This is a genomic window from Ornithinimicrobium cryptoxanthini (assembly GCF_023923205.1).
In the GTDB taxonomy this organism is placed as follows: Bacteria; Actinomycetota; Actinomycetes; order Actinomycetales; family Dermatophilaceae; genus Ornithinicoccus; species Ornithinicoccus cryptoxanthini.
The window spans coordinates 880,480-900,062 of sequence record NZ_CP099490.1 but is presented as its reverse complement, the minus strand read 5'-3'; the positions used below and the strand labels follow the sequence as shown (position 1 = coordinate 900,062).

General features: G+C 70.8%; 16 protein-coding genes. 8 read left to right on the top strand and 8 right to left on the bottom strand.

Annotation, left to right across the window (positions count from 1 at the left end; translation table 11 throughout):
• The first annotated feature begins 40 nt into the window (after positions 1-40).
• A complete protein-coding gene (locus NF557_RS04280) occupies positions 41-1,555 on the top strand; it encodes a zinc-dependent metalloprotease (RefSeq protein ID WP_252621958.1) in 1,515 nt (504 codons plus the stop codon).
• Positions 1,556-1,703: 148 nt separating this feature from the next.
• Here the strand turns inward: NF557_RS04280 and NF557_RS04275 are convergent, their stop codons facing one another.
• Positions 1,704-2,291, bottom strand: a complete 588-nt coding sequence (locus NF557_RS04275; RefSeq protein ID WP_252621956.1) for a M48 metallopeptidase family protein — start codon at positions 2,289-2,291, stop codon at positions 1,704-1,706.
• A gap of 188 nt (positions 2,292-2,479) precedes the next feature.
• On the opposite strand from NF557_RS04275, the gene NF557_RS04270 reads away from it, so the two are divergent.
• The 3 genes from NF557_RS04270 (at position 2,480) to NF557_RS04260 (ending at position 4,321) form a co-directional block, all read left to right on the top strand.
• Complete coding sequence (locus NF557_RS04270) at positions 2,480-2,653, top strand: DUF5679 domain-containing protein (RefSeq protein ID WP_252621954.1); 174 nt, start codon at positions 2,480-2,482, stop codon at positions 2,651-2,653.
• Positions 2,654-2,769: 116 nt separating this feature from the next.
• On the top strand, positions 2,770-3,600 hold the full coding sequence (locus tag NF557_RS04265) for a hypothetical protein (protein WP_252621952.1): 831 nt from the start codon (positions 2,770-2,772) through the stop codon (positions 3,598-3,600).
• Positions 3,601-3,748: 148 nt separating this feature from the next.
• The gene (locus NF557_RS04260; RefSeq protein ID WP_252621947.1) at positions 3,749-4,321 is read left to right on the top strand and encodes an antibiotic biosynthesis monooxygenase; all 573 of its coding nucleotides are present in this window, start codon (positions 3,749-3,751) and stop codon (positions 4,319-4,321) included.
• 301 nt (positions 4,322-4,622) lie between these two features.
• On the opposite strand, the gene NF557_RS04255 is transcribed toward NF557_RS04260, so the two are convergent.
• The 3 genes from NF557_RS04255 to nudC form a co-directional block, all read right to left on the bottom strand.
• Positions 4,623-5,057: a WhiB family transcriptional regulator gene (locus tag NF557_RS04255; RefSeq protein ID WP_370584419.1), complete on the bottom strand. Its 435-nt coding sequence runs from the start codon at positions 5,055-5,057 to the stop codon at positions 4,623-4,625.
• A gap of 385 nt (positions 5,058-5,442) precedes the next feature.
• A complete protein-coding gene (locus tag NF557_RS04250) occupies positions 5,443-7,581 on the bottom strand; it encodes an ATP-dependent DNA helicase UvrD2 (protein WP_256855714.1) in 2,139 nt (712 codons plus the stop codon).
• On the bottom strand, positions 7,578-8,543 hold the full coding sequence (gene nudC, locus NF557_RS04245; protein ID WP_252621946.1) for an NAD(+) diphosphatase: 966 nt from the start codon (positions 8,541-8,543) through the stop codon (positions 7,578-7,580). Before nudC ends, NF557_RS04250 begins: the two co-directional genes overlap by 4 nt.
• 81 nt (positions 8,544-8,624) lie before the next feature.
• On the opposite strand from nudC, the gene NF557_RS04240 reads away from it, so the two are divergent.
• The gene (locus NF557_RS04240) at positions 8,625-10,355 is read left to right on the top strand and encodes a phosphotransferase (protein WP_252621943.1); all 1,731 of its coding nucleotides are present in this window, start codon (positions 8,625-8,627) and stop codon (positions 10,353-10,355) included.
• 61 nt (positions 10,356-10,416) lie between these two features.
• Here the strand turns inward: NF557_RS04240 and NF557_RS04235 are convergent, their stop codons facing one another.
• The 3 genes from NF557_RS04235 to NF557_RS04225 are packed head-to-tail and all read right to left on the bottom strand — an operon-like array spanning position 10,417 to position 17,282.
• Complete coding sequence (locus NF557_RS04235) at positions 10,417-13,734, bottom strand: ATP-dependent helicase (RefSeq protein ID WP_252621941.1); 3,318 nt, start codon at positions 13,732-13,734, stop codon at positions 10,417-10,419.
• Positions 13,731-16,943, bottom strand: a complete 3,213-nt coding sequence (locus NF557_RS04230; RefSeq protein WP_252621939.1) for an ATP-dependent helicase — start codon at positions 16,941-16,943, stop codon at positions 13,731-13,733. Before NF557_RS04230 ends, NF557_RS04235 begins: the two co-directional genes overlap by 4 nt.
• 15 nt (positions 16,944-16,958) lie before the next feature.
• Positions 16,959-17,282 (bottom strand): MGMT family protein, encoded by a 324-nt coding sequence (locus NF557_RS04225; protein WP_252621937.1) that lies wholly within the window; start codon positions 17,280-17,282, stop codon positions 16,959-16,961.
• A 51-nt stretch (positions 17,283-17,333) separates the two neighbouring features.
• Between NF557_RS04225 and NF557_RS04220 the strand changes: the two genes are divergently transcribed.
• The 3 genes from NF557_RS04220 to NF557_RS04210 all read left to right on the top strand — a co-directional run bounded on the left by NF557_RS04220 (position 17,334) and on the right by NF557_RS04210 (position 18,745).
• Complete coding sequence (locus NF557_RS04220; RefSeq protein WP_256855716.1) at positions 17,334-17,966, top strand: TetR/AcrR family transcriptional regulator; 633 nt, start codon at positions 17,334-17,336, stop codon at positions 17,964-17,966.
• Between the two features lie 108 nt (positions 17,967-18,074).
• A complete protein-coding gene (locus NF557_RS04215; RefSeq protein ID WP_252621932.1) occupies positions 18,075-18,299 on the top strand; it encodes a DUF3107 domain-containing protein in 225 nt (74 codons plus the stop codon).
• Between the two features lie 161 nt (positions 18,300-18,460).
• Entirely contained in the window at positions 18,461-18,745 is a 285-nt protein-coding gene (locus NF557_RS04210) for a GlsB/YeaQ/YmgE family stress response membrane protein (RefSeq protein WP_252621930.1), read from the top strand.
• A gap of 143 nt (positions 18,746-18,888) precedes the next feature.
• Here NF557_RS04210 and NF557_RS04205 read toward each other — a convergent pair whose 3' ends face one another.
• Positions 18,889-19,581, bottom strand: a complete 693-nt coding sequence (locus NF557_RS04205; protein WP_252621928.1) for a ferritin-like fold-containing protein — start codon at positions 19,579-19,581, stop codon at positions 18,889-18,891.
• Positions 19,582-19,583: the final 2 nt, after the last annotated feature.

The following is a 19,583-nucleotide window of genomic DNA, read 5'->3' as shown; positions in this document are numbered from 1 at the left end:
TGATGGGCAAGCCGACGCAGAGTGACGGAAGGACAGTGCCGTGTCTGACGAGATGAACCCCGATCGCCCGGATCCGCAGGACGACGACGCCGACCGCGACCAGCCGATCGGGTTCCGAGGGTCTTCGGACAACGGTCCGCGTTCTGGGAACGGCCCGGGCCAAACTGACGGCACCACTCCCAGTGAACCAGTCGGCGCATCCGGTGCGGGAGCCGAGGACCCCTTCGCGGCCCTCTTCGGCGGGGAGATTCCCCCAGAGCTTCGTGAGCAGCTCGAGTCGATGGGTCTGGGGCAGATCGACCCGGCAATGATGCAGCTGGTCCAGGCCCAGGTGCAGGCGATGATGTCCGGCGCCGACGACGGCAGCGCTGTCAACGCCGACATCGCCACGGAGGCCGCCCGCAACGCTGTTGCTGCGGCCGGCGACCAGAGCATCTCGCAGTCCACCGCGCAGGACGTCGCACAGGTGGTGCAGGTGGCCAACCTCTGGCTGGACCAGGTGACAGACATGGCTCCCCCAGTGGGGCAGGCGCGCGCGCTCAGCCGTGCGGAGTGGGTCGAGGAGAGCATGCCGGTCTGGCGCGCGCTGACCGAGCCGGTCGCCGCCGGCGTGGCGGCTGCCATGACCACGGCGATGCAGGAACAGCTGAGCAACCTCGGCGAGGGAGAGCTGCCGCAGATCCCGGGCATGCCGCCTGGCATGGACCCCCGCGACCTGCTGGGGCAGATGGAACCGATGATGCGTCGGATGAGCTCCGGCATGTTTGGCTCCCAGCTCGGCCAGGCGGTCGGCGGACTAGCCGCCGAGACGGTCTCCGGCACCGAGGTCGGGCTGCCGCTGCTCCCAGGCGAGACTGTCGCGATCCTGCCCGCGAACATCGCGGCCTTCGCCGAGGGTCTCGAGATCGACCCGGGCGAGGTCCACCTCTATCTCGCGGTCCGCGAGGCCGCCCGCGTGCGACTCTTCGCCGCGGTCTCGTGGCTGGGTCCCCAGCTCCTCACGGCCGTGCAGGACTATGCCCGGGACATCCGGTTCGACACCGAGGGCATCGAGCAGGCACTCCGGTCGGTCGACCCGAGCGACCCGGAAGCGATGCAGCAGGCGATGGCCGGATCGCTCTTTGCGCCCGAACCAAGCACCGCCCAGCGGGCGGCGCTGACGCGCTTGGAGACCTATCTCGCGCTCGTGGAGGGATGGGTCGACACCGTCGCGGGCAGGGCCTGTGCGCAGCACCTGCCCAACGCGCAGGCTCTCGCCGAGACCGTCCGGCGACGTCGCGCCACGGGCGGTCCGGCGGAGAAGGTCTTTGCCTCACTCGTGGGCCTGGAGCTGCGTCCGCGGCGGCTGAGGGACGCCGCCAACCTGTGGGCCGCGCTGGAGGCGGAGGCAGGTCAGGACGCCAGGGACGCCGCCTGGGCCCACCCCGACGTGGCGCCGCGGGCCGCTGACCTGGACGACCCGTTGGGCTTCGTCCAGCGGATCACGCACCGGGACACCGACGACACGAGCATGGACGAGGAGCTCGAGCGGCTCCTCAACAACGAAAAGCCCTGATCGGAGGCGGACGCAGGTCGCCTCACCGATGGTCCGCGCCCGGCGCGCACGGCTGGGTGGCCTGGCGCGTGACCGGTCCACGCGGTTGGGTGGCCTGACGGCGTGACCGGCGCGCGCCCCGCTGCAGCCACGCCTTCAGCAAACGCCATCAGCCGGTCTCGATGTCCGACTCGGCGTCATCGTCACCGACCGATCGCCCCTGCGCGAAGGACACCCCACGCAGGAAGGCCGTGGCCTCGTCGTAGCGCTCGAACCGGCGCACGAGCGCCTTAAAGCGTGGCCCGTGGTTGGCCTCCAGCAGGTGCGCCAACTCGTGGACGATGACGCTGTCAACCACCCAGCTCGGCATGCCGTCGAGGGCCGTCGACAACCGGATCGTGCCGGTCGCGGGGCTGCACGACCCCCATCGGTGCTGCTGGTTGGTCACCCACGTGATCGAGGTCGGACGCGCCCGACCGTCCAGGTAGGTCTGCGAGAGCTGGCGCGCCCTCCCGGCCAGGTCCTCCGTGGCCAGGCGTTGCTTGGCCTGCGAGCGCTGATAGCGCGCCAGCAGGGTGTCGACGTGCCCCTGCTCCTCCTCAGGGCGCAGCCCCACCGGCATCAGGACCACGAAGGTGCCGGCCTCCATCCGCGCCGACACCGTCCGCCGACGGCGCGAGCTGCGGCGGATCTCGATGGGTGGAGCGTTGGTCTGGGTCGGTCCGCTGCTCTCGTGTCCCAGTGGTCTGCGGGTCATGGAGAGTCACGTTAGCCGCCTCCACCGACAGGCCTGACCCGTTGTCCACAACGGTCCGACACGCGGGAGGGGGTGCGCAAATTTGCCGTTTTTGTGCTCAGCAGCGTCTAGGGTGGAACAGAAGTGCGGGTCGCGTGACCCGCAGACCTCGGGCTTCGGCCCGTGCAATAGATGAGGAGTGAGTGACCATGGCTGAGACCAACGAGACCTACAAGGGCGATTTCTACTGCGTGAAGTGCAAGGAGAAGCGCGAGGCGGAGGGCAACGTGGTGGAGACCAACGGCCGCCGGATGGCCAAGGGCAAGTGCCCCGTCTGTGGCACCAACCTCAACCGGATCCTGGGCAAGGCCACCAGCGCCTGAGCAGAACCAACGCCTGCACGAGGGCGGGTCGGTGTTCGCACCGACCCGCCCTCGCGTTGTGTCCGGCCTGTGGACGAACAGGATCTCGACACTGCTCGAGGTGGCAAGGTGCCCACATGTCACCGATGGTCCGACTCCGTCCTTCAGCGTTGCCGGTGCGCCGCGCCCCTGGTGAGGTGCAGTTCGGGATGTCTCCCACGCACGGCATCGTGCTCGCAGGGCTGACCGAGTCCGAGAGTGAGCTGCTGCTGTCCCTGTCGGAGTCGGCCGGCACGGCCCGGGATGTGACCCTGGCCGAGCGGTTCGGTGTCCCCCTGGAGCGCGTGGTCGACTTCATCGGCGCGCTGCGCAGCAATGGTCTCCTGGTCCCGGACACGATCATTGCTGGCACCCATCGCCTCTGCGTCCCGGGTCGGGGCATCGTCGTCGAGCTGGTGCGCGAGCACCTGCAGTCGACCGGCGTCGACATGGTCGTCGACCCCGACCCGACTGATCTCGCGGCGGCAGACCTGGCGGTGCTCTGTGGCCGCGACGCGATCGCACCGGACGAGGGCGCGGCGTGTCAGCGGGCCCGGGTCACGCACCTGCCGGTGGTCCTGCGCGACGGTGAGGTCATCATCGGACCGCTGATCCACCCAGGCGTCTCCGCCTGCCTGCGGTGCCTGGACCTCCACCGTTGCGACCGCGATCAGGCCTGGCCCCGCATCTTGTCCCAGATCACTACTCCCACCAGCGATCTGGGCATCAGTGTCGACGCGGTCCCCGCGCAGGCCAACACTGTCGCCGCCCTCGTCGCGATGCTGGCGCGAGAGAGCCTGACCACTCCACAGGTCGCCACCGGCGTCTCCTGGCAGATCTCTCTCCCCTGGCCCGAGGTCCGCACCCGGGTCTGGACGCCCCACCCCCACTGCGACTGCCTCCGCCCCGCACCGTCGGCCCCTGCCTGAGTCCCGCCCGAGGAGAGGAGGCGACCACACCCTAGGGCCAACAGCGGCGGCGCCGAGGGACGACTGCGTCGGCAGCCGGGGCCGCGTGACAACTGCGCGTGCTGATGCGACGATGTCCCGACCAACGGATCGTGACCGCGGAGGCGTGATGTCCCAGAGCGACCACAGCCAGACGGGCGTCACCCGCATCGCCCGGCGCAAGGTGCGGCCGGGTCACGAGTCTGCGTATGAGGAGCTCGTGCGTGAGATGTTCGTGCTGATGAAGCGCCACCAGGGCTTTCTGGGGGCGGACATCATCCCGCCCGAGCCTGACAGCAGCGTCTATCAGGTCGTGGTGAACTTCGGTTCCGAGGGTGGCCTGGCTGAGTGGGACGCATCGATTGACCGGCGCGAGATCTTCGCCCGCATGCGCGCCCATGCCGAGGGCGAGCCGGAGCACCGTCGGCTGAACGCGCTGGAGGAGTGGTTCGTCGGGCCGTCGGTGCCGGAGCACACCCGCCCGCCCCGCTGGAAGACGGCGGTCGTCACCTGGTTGGGCATCTGGCCGCTGGCCTCCGTCATTCTCTATTTCCTGACGCCCCTCTGGGATCGGCTCGGCCTGCCGTTCCTGGTGATGACCGCCATCAACGTGGTGCTCATCGTGGGGGCCATGGTCTATCTGGTGGCTCCAGTACTCACCAAACTGATGAAGGGTTTCCTCGTCGGTCGCCCCCAGGGTTGACCCGGCCGGGCGGCACGAGGCCGGGCGGGCGGACAGCAGAACGCAGTGGGGCTGACCCGGCGTGCGCGTCGGCCCCACTGCGTCCTGATCCGATCTGTTCCAGCTGCGGCGCGTGGCAATGCGCCCCGGCAGGTCCCGGTGTCACCGCTGTTGGTGTTGCACTGGACCCAGGCTCCCCGCCAACTTCTGGCGGTGCTCCAGCTCCAGGTTCATGGTCCGTTCGACGTGTTGCGAGCGGGCCACCTGTGCGTCAAGCAGGTGATGCATGGTGGTCTCCTAAAAGGTCTTGGCCTGCCGCCGCTCACGCTGCGACAGGGTTCTTGCGCGGGCGCCCACGGGGCCGCTTGCGCGGCACCACGACGCCCTGGAGCACGAGCTGGCCGCCCCAGACACCCCACGGCTCGCTCCGTTCCAGAGCCTGTGCCAGGCACTGGGTGCGGATCGGGCAGTCGGCGCAGAGGGCCTTGGCAGCCTCGACATCCTCGGGTGCCTCGGCGAACCACAGGTCCGCCGGGTTCTGCCTGCAGGGCAGGTCTGCCTCTGCGCTGAGGATCCCCCCGAGCGACCAGAGGTCTGCGCCCTCGGTGGTGTCGTGCTGCGTCAGCTGGCTGTGCATGGACTGGTTGTGCATGGAGGCGGCGTGGGTGATCACGCCTACGTGGCTAGGCACGCTTGCCCCTTCCTCGCGTGGTGTGCAGTTGCTGTGCGGGCCGTTGGCCCGATGCTGGTCACTCATGGCTTTGACTCCTTGGACAAGGACCTGGCCATGGCACCGTCACGATGCACAAAGGCCGCGGATCCTCAGATGGGGTTCCGCGGCCTGCAAAGGGGTGGATCTAGTCCAGAACCCTCACAAAGGGGAACGCCACATCAATGGCAGGGAACGTGCGGATGGCGCCGAAGTCGGCACCCACTCCACCTGCGCCACGACGAATCCACCGATCACGCAGGAGCGGACGGACGGACGCCGGGCACACGGCAGTCGCAGTGCCTGCCACGCCGGTCAAGGTCATGTTCTCCATTGTTCCGTCCTCCTCTCGTCGTCCTGCTGGGCCCCCGGTTGTCACCCCCGGCGGGTTGGTCAGGAAATACCGTACGCCCCTCATGCACACGGCCGCAATCTATTTATCGGAAGTATTTTTGCCAGTCCCGTCGTCAACCTTCTGACCAGCAAGAACGGTCAGCACATCGGCGCCGTAAAGCTCCAGTTTGCGTGGTCCTACCCCCGCGATGTCAGCGAGACCCTGCAGGGTTGTCGGCCCGGACTCCGCGATCGCGGTCAGGGTGGCGTCGGTGAAGACGACGAACGCCGGCACGTCCTGGTCCCGCGACGTCGCCAGACGCCAATCGCGCAACCGCTCGAATGTGGCCTCGTCGTAGGTCGGCGGGCATTCGGCACACCGCCCGATCTTTCGTTCTGCCGCCGAGCCCAGGACGGTCCCGCAGGTGCGGCAGTTCTTGGGTCGGGGTGCGCGCTTGGCGGCCGGCTTGGGTGTCCGTGCCGACGTCGCGTCCGACAGGCCCAGCAGACGTCCGGCCGGTCTCAGGAACCGCGACGGGCTGCGGCCGGCCCGCCCTCCTGCCCCGCGGGCCGCGGCCCAGCTCAGCAGCAGCGTCCGACGCGCGCGGGTCAACCCGACATAGAGGAGCCGGCGCTCCTCCTCGATCCGCTCAGCTCCCTCGGCCATCGACACCGGGAGCAGACCCTCGCTGCACCCGATGATGCAGACGACCTCCCACTCCAGCCCCTTGGCCGCGTGCAACGACGCCAGGGTGACTCCCTGCACGGTCGGCGCGTGCTGCTCGGCCGCGCGCCGGTCGAGCTCGGCGACCAGGCCGGGGATCCGCATCTCGGGATCGACGGCGGCCAGGTCGTCGCTGAGGTTGGCCAGCGCCTGCAGCGACTCCCAGCGCTCGCGGGAGGCTGCCCCCGCGGCGGGTTGCTGTGGGCTCCAGCCGGCGCCACCGAGCACGTCGCGCACCACCTCTCCCAGTGGCCTGGTGCTGCTGTCACCGCGCGCCGCCCCGCGCAGCAGCACGATGGCCTGACGGACCTCGGGGCGAGAGAAGAAGCGCTCTCCCCCACGCACCAGGTAGGGCACGTCCTGCCTGGCGAGGGCCGACTCCACCGCCTCGGACTGCGCATTGGTGCGGAAGAGGACCGCGATCTCGCTGGCATCCGTGCCTGCGTCGACCAACTTCCTGATCTGTGCCGCGACCCCCGCGGCCTCCGCGACATCATCAGGGTATGCCGTGAGCGTGGGGGCCGGACCTGCCTCACGTTGGGCCTGGAGGTCGACACCGCCGCGCGCGGCCGAGCCGAGCACGAGGTTGGCCACCTGGACGATCTGGGGGGTGGAGCGATAGTTGCGCACCAACCGCACGACGGTGGCGTCCGGGTGCCGCTTCGGGAACTCGAGCAGGTGCTTGGGTGAGGCGCCGGTGAAGGAGTAGATGGTCTGGGCGGGGTCGCCCACCACGCAGACCTCGTCGCGGCCACCGGCCCACAGCTCGAGCAGCTGTTGCTGGACCGGGTTGACGTCCTGGTACTCGTCGACCACGAAGTGGCGGTACTGGTCGCGCACCGAGGCAGCGATCCTCGGGTGCGCGTCGAGGACGCCGACCATGAGCAGGAGCACATCCTCGAAGTCGATGACGTGTCGCTCGCCCTTGACGTCCTCGTAGGCGCTCATCACGCGGGCGACCGCCGTCAGGTCGAGGCCCGCGACGCCGTCGCGCAGGTGCTGGACAGCGGCGGGATAGGCCTGTGGGGTGATCAGGTTGACCTTGGCCCACTCGATCTCGGACGCGAGGTCACGCAGCGCCGGACGGTCCAGCCGCAGCCGGAGCCGTCCTGCGGCCTCCGCGACCGCAGGGGCCTTGTGCGCGACGACGTCAGGTGGTGCACCGCCCACAGCCTGGGGCCAGAAGTACTGCAGCTGGCGCAGTGCCGCCGCGTGGAAGGTGCGGGCCTGCACACCGGGGACGCCGAGCCCACGCAGTCGCGTGCGCATCTCGCCGGCAGCCCTGGCCGTGAAGGTGACCGCCAGCACCTGGTGCGGCTGGTAGGCCCCGGACCACACGCCATACGCGATGCGGTGCGTGATCGCCCGGGTCTTGCCCGTCCCGGCCCCGGCGAGGACGCACATCGGCCCGGTCGGAGTCGCGGCGACCGCGTGCTGCTCGGGGTCGAGGCCACGCAGGATGTCGTCCGCCGAGCCGGGGACCTCCGTGGCGGGTCCGCTGAGCGGCAGCGTCACCGAGCAGCCCGGGGGTCGGCCGTGGCGGCGACGTCGCTGACAGCCTCGATCGGTCCACCGTGCCAGTGCTCGATCAGGATCCGGGCGATGGAGACTCTCGGCGGCAGGGCGACCTGGCCGGACCGGGCCGCGAACGACAGCTCGCCCCTGGTGAACCAGCTTGCCTCGACGATCTCGGTCTCATCGAGCGTGAGCCGGGTCTGCTCGGCACGCGCCCGGAACCCCACCATGAGCGAGGCGGGGAACGGCCAGGGCTGGTTGCCTCGATAGGTCAGATCGGTCAATGTCAGCCCCACCTCCTCCATGACCTCGCGATGGACGGCGGCCTCGAGCGACTCGCCTGCCTCCACAAAACCAGCCAGCACCGACATCCGGCCTTCGGGCCAGTGCGGGCCACGCGCCAGCAGGATCCGCTCGTCAGGGTCGGTGACGGCCACGATGATCGCGGCGTCGGTGCGGGGGTAGTGCTGGGACCCGTCGACGGTGCAGCGCCTGACCCAACCGCCCTCCTCCACCACGGTGAGCGCTCCGCAGCGGGGGCAGAACTGGTGGCGGGCGTGCCAGTTGGCCAGAGCCACGGCGGTGGTCAGCACCCCGGACTCGAGGTCGTCGAGCTCCGCCCCCGCCTCGCGCAGGTTGCGCCAGCCGCGCCCGGGCGGTGCCTCGGCCCCCGGGTCCCCTTCCTCGTGCAGCACGGCGACGTAGTCGGTCCCGTCGACGTCGTGGCCAAGATAGAGGGTCTGCGCGGCGGAGTCCGCGAACCTCGGCGCCCGATGGACGAGCCGGAGCTGACCGTCGACGCGACAGGTGAGAGCACGGCCACCGGTCAGGTCGACGATGCGCGTGTCCGAGTTGGCGAGGGCGGCCGCGACCGGGTCACCGTCCCGCCGACCCAGCCCGTTGCGATTGAGGGTTCCCCGGGAGAGCGAGAGGTCCAGCAGGGCCTCAGAATCCAGACTCACCTCTCCACTGTAGGCGCCTTCCCCAGCCCCGTGTCGCGCGGCTTCCAGCACAAGGTGGCCGTGACGTCATACGGTGGGTGGGTGATTCGCAGCGACCTGGCCCTGGCCGCACTGGCCACCGCCGCCGTGCCCGGAATGCGGCCGGTGTCGGTCGCCGCCATCCGGAGCGGTGATGACAACCCCCTGCACCAGACCGCGCTCGTCGAAGACGTCACCGGACGCAAGTGGGTCGTGCGTTCCCCCCTGGGTGCCGCAGGAGGCGCCGAGCTGGAGCTGAACGACGAGCTCACCCGTCAGCTGGGCAAGCACCTGCCGTTCAAGGTCCCCGCAGCCGCCGGCTATGCCGACATCGGGGCCGACGGTCGCGCCGCGGTCTATCCGTATGTCGAGGGGCTGGCTCTGAGCCTGCGTCACCTGCCGACGGGGCCGGGGTTGGCCAGCGCCGTCGGGCGGGCGATCGCGGCTGTCCACAACATCCCGCGCGAGCTCTTCGAGGAGCACTCCGTGCCGGTCTTTGACGCCGCCCAGTTCCGGGCACGCAAGCTGGCCGAGCTGGATCGGGCGGCCGAGACGGGGCACGTGCCCAACGGCCTGCTCGCCCGCTGGGAGCAGGCTCTGGACGCCGCGGCCATGTGGCAGTTCGTCACGACTCCGGTCCACGGCTCCCTCGACGGGTCCTCCTTCCTGGTCGCCTTCAGTGAGGACGACGCGGCGAGCGGCCGTGTCGTCGGTCTGACCGGTTGGGAACGCGCCCAGATCGCCGACCCGGCGGAGGACTTCGCCCGGCTGGTCGAACGGGCCAACCCCCGTGCGGTGGACGCGGTGTTCGAGAGCTACTCCCTGGCGCGCTCCCAACGCCCGGACGGTTATCTGCTGCACCGCGCGCGGCTCGCCTCGGAGATGCGCCGGCTCAACGGGCTGGTGGCGGCGGTCGGGGCCGAGGATGAGGACTTTGTGCGGATCCGCGCCGACGAGCTGCGCAAGATGGACCGGCTCACTGCCAACGACGACTCGCTCGTGCCCCGGACCGCGCTCGTGCCGCCTGTGCCGCCCACCTCGGGCACCATCGAGGAAAGCTCGTCCATCGGGGAGGGCTCGACTATCGGGGAGGGTGCTGCTGACCCGCAGGACGGCAGTGACGCCACGGCTCCCGTGCCCGGCGTGACCCAGGACAGCGGTGGCCACGACGGCGCGCAGGATGATGACGAGCCCGCATTCGTCGTGGAGCAGCCGTCCGACGGGTCCCACCTGGAGCCTGTCCAGCCGCACGCCGCGCAGGATGGACCCACGGTCTCTCCCGCCGACGTGACCGCACCGATCCCGATGTTCCGTCCGGTTGACCGAGCACCTGACGAGCCGGCTTCCGGTGACGCCGACACGGTCGCGCAAGACACTGCCGAGACCCAGGCGGACGAGGGGTCCATGAACGCGGAGACCCGGGACGCGGCTCGCGCCGACGAAGCCCCGGTCGACGAAGCTCACGTCGACGAAGCTCCAGCCCTCGAGGACATGGTGGACAAGAATCCCGCCAGCGAAACCCCGGTGGTCGACGACACGGTGGCCAAGGCTCCGGTCGACGAGGAGAGGCAGGACGCGACCGCCCCAGCTGCCTACGACGATGAGACGTCGGCCGACGACGACCAGCCACCAGCCGACGACCAGCCCGGCGAGGCGGTCGAGGACGACGACGAGGCGGTCAAGGACAACGACGAGGCGATCGAGGACGACGACGAGGCGGACGAGCGGATGCACACGCTCTATGGCATGCCCGAGGCCGCCGACGTCGACCCGTGGGAGTCCGGCAAGCGCTGAGCCGGGCCCGGTGGCGATCGGCTGCTCGGCGCCCGCCTGCGCATGGTGACTTCCGCCGTGGCTAGTGGCCCGTCGTGACCTCTGACACGACCTCGTCCAGCTCCCCCTCGCCCGGCAGCTGCGGGCGCACGGTCTCGCCCGTCGCGGCATAGAAGAAGGCCGCCGACACCCGCTTCGCGTCGACCCCGCGCAACCGGGCATAGGCGACCTGATAGACCGCCAGCTGCAGGAGCCGGGTTGCGGCCTGCTCCGGTCCGCCCGGCGAGCCGGTCTTCCAGTCGACGATCACAAAGCCGCTGCGACTGGCGCTGTCGACCTCGGCAAACACCGCATCGATGCGACCCCGGATGGGCTTGCCGCCGATCACGGTCTCCACCGACACCTCGACGTCGACCGGCACCCGTCCGGCCCACTCGCTGGCCATGAAGTTGGCTCGCATCGCGGACAGGTCGACGGGTTCGGGTTCCGGTTCCCCCTCGGTCAGCAGGTCCCCCAGGTCCACCAGTGACGGCATGCCGTAGTAGCGCTCGACCCAGGCGTGGAAGGACGTCCCCGCCCGTGCTGCGTGGGCCGGGGGCTGCGGCACGGGACGCCGCAGCTTCTGCAGATAGGCCGCTCGGTCCTTGGTCAGCTCCACCAGCCCGGAGGTCGACAGGTGGGCGGGCAGGTCGACCGTGACGAGCCCACCGCGTGCTGCGCGCGTCTCGTCCCGCTCGCGCAGCAGCTGCTCCACCTCCTGCGACACAGGGTCATCCGGGTGCGGTTCGGGCAGCACACCGGTGCGGCGGGCGTCCAGGACGGCCTGCACCACGTCGATGAAGACCCGGCGGCGGGCGTCAGGCAGCGTCGGCCACGGGGCCAGCTGCTCCTCGGCCAGCAGCGGGTTGCGGGTCTGAGCCGGGTCGTCGATGTCTGGCATCGGCTCCCACTGGTCCAGCAGCACCTCCCCCTCCGGCGACGCGATGAGCTCGGTGAGGAAGCGTGACGTCTCGCGCGGGGTCTGTCCGGTCGACCACACCGGGGTCGTCACGAGCAGTTCGTGGCGCGCGCGGGTGAAGGCGACATAGGCCAGCCGGCGTTCCTCGAGCAGCTGGTGCGCGCCGCCGGCCGCACGGAAGCTGGCGATCTCCTCGTCCAGCTCGTGGGTGTCCGGCACGGAGTCGAGCGGCAGCGACGGCAGGCCCGCAGCGTCTCCGCGCAGGGGGTAGGGCAGCTTGCCGATGCCGGTGAGCCACCCTCCGTCCCCGGGGACGTCCGCCTTCCATCCCGTCTCGGTGGCCCTGGTCCTGGTCGTGTAGGAGGGGAATGTCCCCTCGGCGAGGCCGGGCACCGCCACGACGTCCCACTCCAGACCCTTGGCTGCGTGCACCGTCAACACTTGGACAGCGGAGTCAGAGACCGCCACCTCGGCCATCTCCAGGCCACGTTCGCGCTGACGCGCCGCCTCCAGCCAGTCCACGAAGCCGCCCAGCGTGGGCCGCTCGGCCGTCACGGCAAAGGTGGCCGCGACCTCGGCGAGCGCGTCGAGCTGGGCGCGCCCCCAGGAGGGCGGCAGGTCGGGGTCCGAGGTGACCTCCAGGTCGAGCCCGATGGAGCGCTCGGCCTCCACGAGCAGCTCGGGCAGTGGCAGCCCGGCCAGGGTGCGCACCCGCTGCACCGCCTGGCCCAACGCGTGCACTCTCTGGCGGGCGGTCTCACTGACGCGGCGACTCCGCGAGCCCACCCACGTCGACGGCGGCAGGCGGTCCAGTGCGTCAGAGAGCACGGCCTCGCCGCGGCCGGTCCCGGCTCGCTCCCCGAGGAACTGCACCCAGGCCCACAGCCCGTCGATGTCAGCCGGCCCCAGTCGGCACACCGGCCCCGTCAGCAGACGCATCAGGGCGTCTCCTCGGGTCGGGTCCTGCGCGACCGTCAGCAGCGCCACCAGGTCAGCCACCTCGGGCGCGCTGAGGAGCCCGCCCAGCCCCACGACCTCCACGGGGAGCCCGTGGTCACGCAGGGCCTGCACGATGCCGTCGAACTGGGCTCGGTTGCGGCACAGCACCGCTGCGCTCACACCCGTCGGTCGGACCTGCTCGTCCAGCCAGTGGCTGCGGACCCAGCGCGCGACATAGTCGGCCTCGTCCCGGTGCGTCAGAAGTCGGGCAGCCTGCACCCGGCCCTCGTCCGCGCCGGGCCTCGGACGCAGTTTGGCCACGTGGACCTCGCTGCGTCGGCGCAGCGTCGAAGAGACGTTGTTGGCGACCGTCAGGATCCGCTGCGCGTTGCGCCAGGACGTGGACAGCGGCAGGACCTGAGCCGGCCGCTCATCGGCATCGCCGACGCCGAGCTGCTGCCGCCGGACCGGGAAGGCCGTGGGGAAGCTGGTCAGCGTGGTGGCGCTGGCCCCACGCCACCCATAGATGGACTGGCTCGGGTCACCCACCGCCGTCAGCGGCATCCGCTGCCCGGCGAACAGGCTGGACAGCAGGACCATCTGGGCCTCGCTCGTGTCCTGGAACTCATCCAGCAGGACGGCCCGATGTAGCTGCCGCTCCTGGGCTCCGACCGCCGGCAGTGACCTCGCCAACCGGGCAGCCACGGCCATCTGGTCGGCGAAGTCCAGCACACCACGCTCGCGCTTCAGCTCCTGATAGCGCTCGACGAGCGGATAGACCCGGGCCTGGTCGCGCAGCTCGTGGACGGTCTTGGCACCGATGGCACTGGGCGCCCTGTGGTCCCTGCCGGGGAGGGACGCGACCCGAGCTGCATAGCGCTCGACCAGCTCGCGGGCGGCATTAGCCTCGACGAGGTGCTCGGCCAGCTCACCCGACAGGGACAGCACCGCGTCCACGAGCGTCGACGGAGCCTTCTCGAAGCCGGTGAGATCGGCATCGGTGGTGTGCACCACCTCGTGCGCCAGCTGCCATGCCGAGGCCTCGGACAGCAGTCGGGAGTCGGGCTCGATGCCCCAGCGCAGGCCGTGCTCGGACACCAGTCGTCCGGCATACGCGTGATAGGTCGACACGACCGGCAGCGGCAGCTCCTCCCCGCCCTCGGGCGCCCACAGACCGCGATCGGTCGCGGTGCGCAGCCTGCGCATGATCCGGTCGCCGAGCTCGATGGCCGCCTTGCGGGTGAAGGTCAGGCCGAGGACCTCCTCGGGGCGCACGATGTCGTTGACGACGAGCCAGACCACGCGCGAGGCCATCGTCTCGGTCTTGCCGGAGCCGGCACCGGCGACCACCAGCGTCGGCTCGAGCGGAGCCTCGATGACGGCCACCTGTTCCTGCGTGGGTGGCAGCTGACCCAGGGCCGACGCGATCTCCAGCGCGCCGATCCGCACGGGACCCGTCGCGACCGCCCGGTCGGTGGTGCCACCGGGTGTCTGCGCCGTCATGCGAGCATCCGCCCCTCCGGCTGGATCGGGCAGCTGAACCGCACCGGGCAGACGCGGCACCACTTGCCCGGTGACGCCGGGAACTGCGCGCCGGCCATGCCCGTCGCGGTCCGCGCCACGAGGTCGTGGGCCCATCTCGGGTCAGCATCGTGCTCCAGCGGCGGCTGCTGCTGGAAGCCGTGCTTCTGGCTCGGCTTCGCACCGCTGGGAGCGCCGAGGTGGACGAGGGCTGCCCCTGCCGAACCAGTCGCCGGTTGCCCCTCCACGCCACCCTCGACGACGGCCACCTGGTATGCGCCGAGCTGGGCGTGGTGCTCGATCTCCTGCTTCGTCGGCCGGCCGCTGCCGGTCTTGAGGTCGATCACCATCAGGTTGCCGTCGGCGTCACGCTCCAGCCGGTCGACCCGGCCGGTGATGACGGCACCCTCGTGCTCGGCACGGATGTCGATCTCCACCCCGACCAGCTCGCGTCCCTCCGCGGCGGCGGCAGCCACATAGCTCACATAACGCTGCAGCATCCGCTCGGCCCGCTCCCACTGCCGGCGTTGGACCCACCCCTCGCCAAGGGCGAGCTCGTGCCACCGCGTCTCCAGCGCGGACCGCAGCTGCTCGACGGGTGCCTGCGGTGTCTCGGCGATCACGTCATGGACCAGGGTGCCAACGGATGCGGCAGAGAAGTCGCCTGCCTCGCCACCGTGCGCACCGAGCATCCACCGCAGCTGGCACTCGCTGAACAGCTGGACCCGAGATGGCGACACCGGCACGAGTCCGTCGCCCTGGAGCGGCCGATCGTCAGAGAGCGTGCGGCCCGGCCACCAGCCAGCAGGGTCAGCGCCGGGCACGCCGGCCTCATCGAGCCTGAGCAGGTGGGCAGCCGCGCGGTCCCGCGCCGCGTGCTCGCCGTCACGGTGGGCCCGGACCAGGTCGGCACGCAACCGTGCCACGAGCGAGCGGAGCGTCAGCGGCGGTGCCACCTCCTCGGGGACGCGCTCGGTGTCGCGAGGGTCGACCACGTCGAGGAAGCTGGAGGGCTGGTCATCAACACTGGCAACTGCGGTGACTAGCAGGGCACTGCGCGCCCTCGTCAGAGCGGTGTAGAACTGTCGGGTCTCGTCCGCGCGCACCTGGGCCTGGGCGGCTCGCAGCCCCTGCGGTCCACCCGTCGGCCGGCCGGCCAGCACCGAGACCAGGGCCTCCGCCCCTAGCAACGAGTCGCGCAGCCGCAGGTCCGGCCACACCCCCTCCTGCACGCCAACCACGGCCACCATGTCCCACTCCCGCCCTGCGGCGGCCTGCGGGGTGAGCACCTCCACGGCCTCGGAGGGACGGGACCTGGCGACCAGGGAGTCCGGGCTGACCTCCTGGGCCAGGACCTGGCGCAGGAAGCCGTCCGGCCCCCGCCCGGGGAGACGATCGACATAGGCCTGCGCCGCGCCGAACAGGGTCATCACCGCGTCGAGGTCACGGTCGGCCCGGGCGCCGGCGGCGCCACCGTTGAGCGCGGCTGCCCGCCACGTGTCAGCCACCCCGGTCGCGGCCCAGATCGCCCACAGCACGGTCTCCGCGCTGACCCCGGGCGCCCACCCACGGTCGTTGGTGCGCGCCGCGGCACGGCGACCGGCGCTGAGCACCGCGGCCAGGTGCGCCGCGGGTGCGGCGTCCGGCCCGAGCAGCTCGAGGTCGGCCGGCTGCTCCAGCGCCGCGGCCAGCACCTCCTCGGACGGGCGGGCCCCACCGTCGGCTCGCTCGGCCGCCGCCAGAACCCGCCGTAACCGCATGAGGTCCACCGGGTCCGCCCCACCGATCGCGGACGTGACGAGGTCCACGGCCTCCGCGGCGGTGCAGCCCTGCCCCGCGGGGCGCAGGCAGACGTCGACCGCGAGCAGGAGGGGGCGCACGACAGGGTGCTCGTGCAGGGCGCCGGTGCCCGCGATGTCCTGCACCGGGACGCCGGCGGAGACGAGCGCCCTGCGCACCTGGTCGAGCCGGGAGCGGCTGCGAGCCAGGACGACCATGCGCGACCAGGGGACTCGTGACTCGCCCAGGTGCGCGGCACGGAACCAGCCGGCCACGCGCGCCGCCTCCTGGGCCGCGGTCCGGACGGTCACCACCTCCAGTGGCGACGCCCCCGCGTCCACATCTGGATCGACATCAGTTGCGTCGGCCTCTGCTGCCGGACCGGTCGTGACGAGTGCGTCCTCCCCCGCTGGTCGGGGCCGTCGATGGTCGGCGCCGGTCGAGGCGCCGATGCGGTCCACCACCCGCGCCGTCACCTCCACCAGGGCTGGTCCACGGCGGTGGCTCACCGCGAGTATGACGCGCTGCGGGGTCCCGCCGGTCCGTCCCGCGAGACGTTCGGCCAGGCGGGTGAACCGGGCCGGGTCGGCCCCGCGGAAACCCTGGCTCGTGACGTCACCGTCACCGATCAGCACGATGGCGATGCCGGGCTGCCAGACCTGCTCAATCAGGGCGGCCGCGGAGGCGGTCAGCTCCTGGGCGTCGTCCACCACGATGAGGCGGATCCGTCGCCGCACGTGCTGCAGCAGGTCCGAGTCCCCCGCCAGCCGGTCGGCGGCCGCCGTGCAGATCCAGGCGGGGTCGAAGGCTCCGGGCCGCTGCAGCGCGGTGACCTCGTCGTATTCGCGCAGCACCGCTGCGGCCGGGCGCCACTCGGGCCGGTCGTGGGCGGCGGCCAGGTCAGCCAGTTCCTCGGGTCCCAGGCCGTGCTCCACCGCGCGCATCAACAGGTCGCGCAGCTGGTCCCGGAACCCTCTGGTGGGCAGCGCCTCCCGCAGGGCCTCCGGCCAGTCCGGGCCAGCCCCTGCCTCCTGGTGACCCGCCAGCAGATCGCCCAGGACGACATCCTGCTCCGCCCCCGACAGCAGCCGGGGCGGGGCGTCGTCATCCGAGACGGCAGCGTCCTGCAGCACGCTGAAGGCGAAGGCCGACGGGGTGCGGGCCAGCGGCTGTGTCGTCGTGCGGCCCACGGCAGCAGTGATCTGGTCCCGCAGGCGCCCGGCGGCCACCCGCGTGGGCGCCAGGACCAGGCACGAGTCGGCAGAGAGTCCGTCGCGCTCCACACGGTCGACGACGGTCGCCACCGCGACTGTGGTCTTGCCGGTCCCCGGTGCTCCGATCACCTGCAGGACGGGAACTCGCTCCCGGGCAGCGGCCGCCTGGGTGGGGTCGAGCTGGTCCGCGGAGGTCATCACTGCCCCATCAGATCAGGCGCCACCGACACCGTCCCACCGGGCCCGGCGCATGTCGACCCGTCCGCCGGCCAGCGGTGTCCCCTCCGCCAGGTGACACTGCAGTGCCTCGCCCTCGTGGCAGGCCGGCAGCCCACCGTCGGCACGCACCACCCGCCACCAGTTGGTGCTGCTGCCATAGCGGGACATGACCTGCCCGACCTGCCGCGGACCGCCATACTCCAGCAGTTCAGCCACGTCCCCATAACTCAACACCTTCCCGGACGGGATAGTGTCAACGAGTTCGATCACCCGACCGGCGAAGGCGGGCAAGGGCGCAGGGTCGTGCTCCAAGGACATCGAGCCAGGATATGACTGACCGCTCCGACGGAGCGTCACCGAGGAGGATCACTGAGCACCAACGACTCCACCCACCACGGCCGTCTGCCCAGGGCAGAGCGCCGGGAGCAGCTGCTCGCGACGGCCCAGGAGGCGTTCGTCGAGTCCGGCTACCACGCGACGTCGATGGATGAGATCGCCGAGCGGGCCGGGGTCAGCAAGCCGGTCCTCTATCAGCACTTCGACGGCAAGCTTGAGCTCTATCTGGGTCTGCTCGAGACGCAGAGCGACAAGCTGATCGACCAGCTCGAGGGAGCCCTGGCCTCCAGCGACGACAACGCGGAGCGGGTCGCCGCGACCGTGCGTGCCTACTTCGAGTTCGCGGATGCCCCCGACGACGCGCACCGACTCCTCTTCGAGACCGACCTGACCACAGAGCCCGCGGTCCGGGACCTGGCCGAGCGACCATTCCGGGCGAGCGCAGACGCCGTGGCAAAACTGATCGTGCAGGACACCGGCATGCCGTTCAGCAGCGCCCAGCTGCTCGGCGTGAGCCTGGTCGGCATGGCGCAGGCCTGTGCACAGCGCTGGGTGTCCGAGGGCCGGCAGACTCCGCTCGAGGAAGCCATTGAGCTGGTCGCGACGGTGGCCTGGCGCGGCATCGGCGGATTCCCCCTGAACCGGGCAGAAACAGAGTCCGACTAACGTTGAGGTGACCGGAGGCCTCCGGTCAGCCCGGGATGACCTCGGCACGCACCATCGTGGGTCCGGTCCCTCCAGACCACCCGTGAACCCAGAGGAGACAGATCAGACATGGAAGTACGCATCGGCGTGAAGCAGGTCAGCCGTGAGGTTGTCATCGAGTCGGCACAGACACCGGCCGAGGTCCAGGAGATCATCACCACCGCGTTGACCGGCGACGGACCGCTGAGCCTCACGGACGACAAGGGACGCCTCGTGGTGATCCCGACCGACGCCGTCGGCTATGTCGAGATCGGCGTCGAGGAGGCCGGACGGGTCGGTTTCGGCAGCTACTGAGGCCAGCGCAGCGCACCCGACCTGCCCGGGGGGTGCGCTGACATCCCACACTCGCGGACGGGGTGGGCATACACTTCATGGGCTACGTGGTCGGGCTCCGGTCACAGCGTTTTGTCAACCACGCCATCGCACGATGGCCACAAAGAAGGGGTGCGACCTCCATGATCTGGACCATCATCTCCGCGCTGATCCTCGGGTGCATCATTGGCCCGCTAGCACGCCTGATCCTCCCGGGGAAGCAGAACATCTCCCTGCCGATCACGATCCTGCTCGGCGCCGTCGGTGCCCTCGCGGGCTCGTGGCTCTACACGCTGCTGTCCGGCAACGAGGACACCAGCGGCATCGACTGGATCGCGCTGGGTCTGGGCGTGGTCGTCGCCATCGTGCTCGTGCTGATCTATGGCGCGGTCACCGGCAAGGACAACACCCACGACCGGCTGCGCTGACCCGCACGCACCTCACGATCGAAGGCGTGGCCCCCATGGGGGGTCACGCCTTCGGTGTGTGTGTGGGTATGCCGCGGGGTCGGCGACGCCGGACCGGTGCGTCAGGACCGATGCTTCAGGACCGGTGCGTCAGGGCCCTCAGGTCAGGGCGTCAGGCCGAGGCGGCCCATCCGCTGGCCGTGCAGCTCGATCAACCGGGTGAACATCCGTCCCAGGTCGGCCAGGTCGACGCCGGCCTGCTGACCACCGACCATCATGGTCATCAGCGCCTCCCGCTCGACCGCGACATACTGCGTCTGGGCGATCGCCTCACCGACCAGGCGCCGCGCCCACAGGGCCAGCCGTCCTGCGACGGCGGGGTCTGCGTCGATCGCGTCCGTGACGGCACCGACCACGAACTCGTCCTGCTCATCGACCTGCAGCACCGACTCGATCAGCTCGCGTGAGCCCTCGTCCACGTGCTGGGCGATCTCGCGATAGAAGTCGCGTGCGATGCCGTCGCCCACATAGATCTTGACCAGCGCCTCGAGCCAGTCGCGCGGCCTGGTGCGCTCATGGAAGGCGTCGACCGGCGCGATGAAGGGCTCCATGACGGTCTCGGGGTCCTGCCCCATCTCCTTGAGCCGGGTGACGATCCGCTCGAAGTGCTCGAGCTCGGCGGACGACGCGCGGCCCATCCAGACCCGGACCCCCAGCCCTGGGGCGGCCAGCGCGTCCGCCGCCATCCGCAGCCCGGCGGTGAGCTCGGCATAGCCGATGGCGCCGAGCAGCTCGGTCACCGCGTCGGTCTGGCCCTGGGACTCGGCGGGGGCCTCCGGTGTGAGGTCAGCATCCATGG

Excerpts from the sequence above, each read along its gene's own strand:
- NF557_RS04265 (WP_252621952.1), top strand. The coding sequence starts at position 2,770 with ATGTCACCGATGGTCCGACTCCGTCCTTCAGCGTTGCCGGTGCGCCGC.
- NF557_RS04205 (WP_252621928.1), bottom strand. The coding sequence starts at position 19,581 with ATGGATGCTGACCTCACACCGGAGGCCCCCGCCGAGTCCCAGGGCCAG.
- NF557_RS04255 (WP_370584419.1), bottom strand. The coding sequence starts at position 5,057 with ATGAGTGACCAGCATCGGGCCAACGGCCCGCACAGCAACTGCACACCA.
- NF557_RS04275 (WP_252621956.1), bottom strand. The coding sequence starts at position 2,291 with ATGACCCGCAGACCACTGGGACACGAGAGCAGCGGACCGACCCAGACC.
- NF557_RS04230 (WP_252621939.1), bottom strand. The coding sequence starts at position 16,943 with ATGACCTCCGCGGACCAGCTCGACCCCACCCAGGCGGCCGCTGCCCGG.
- NF557_RS04235 (WP_252621941.1), bottom strand. The coding sequence starts at position 13,734 with ATGACGGCGCAGACACCCGGTGGCACCACCGACCGGGCGGTCGCGACG.
- NF557_RS04260 (WP_252621947.1), top strand. The coding sequence starts at position 3,749 with ATGTCCCAGAGCGACCACAGCCAGACGGGCGTCACCCGCATCGCCCGG.
- NF557_RS04210 (WP_252621930.1), top strand. The coding sequence starts at position 18,461 with ATGATCTGGACCATCATCTCCGCGCTGATCCTCGGGTGCATCATTGGC.
- NF557_RS04225 (WP_252621937.1), bottom strand. The coding sequence starts at position 17,282 with ATGTCCTTGGAGCACGACCCTGCGCCCTTGCCCGCCTTCGCCGGTCGG.
- NF557_RS04270 (WP_252621954.1), top strand. The coding sequence starts at position 2,480 with ATGGCTGAGACCAACGAGACCTACAAGGGCGATTTCTACTGCGTGAAG.
- NF557_RS04215 (WP_252621932.1), top strand. The coding sequence starts at position 18,075 with ATGGAAGTACGCATCGGCGTGAAGCAGGTCAGCCGTGAGGTTGTCATC.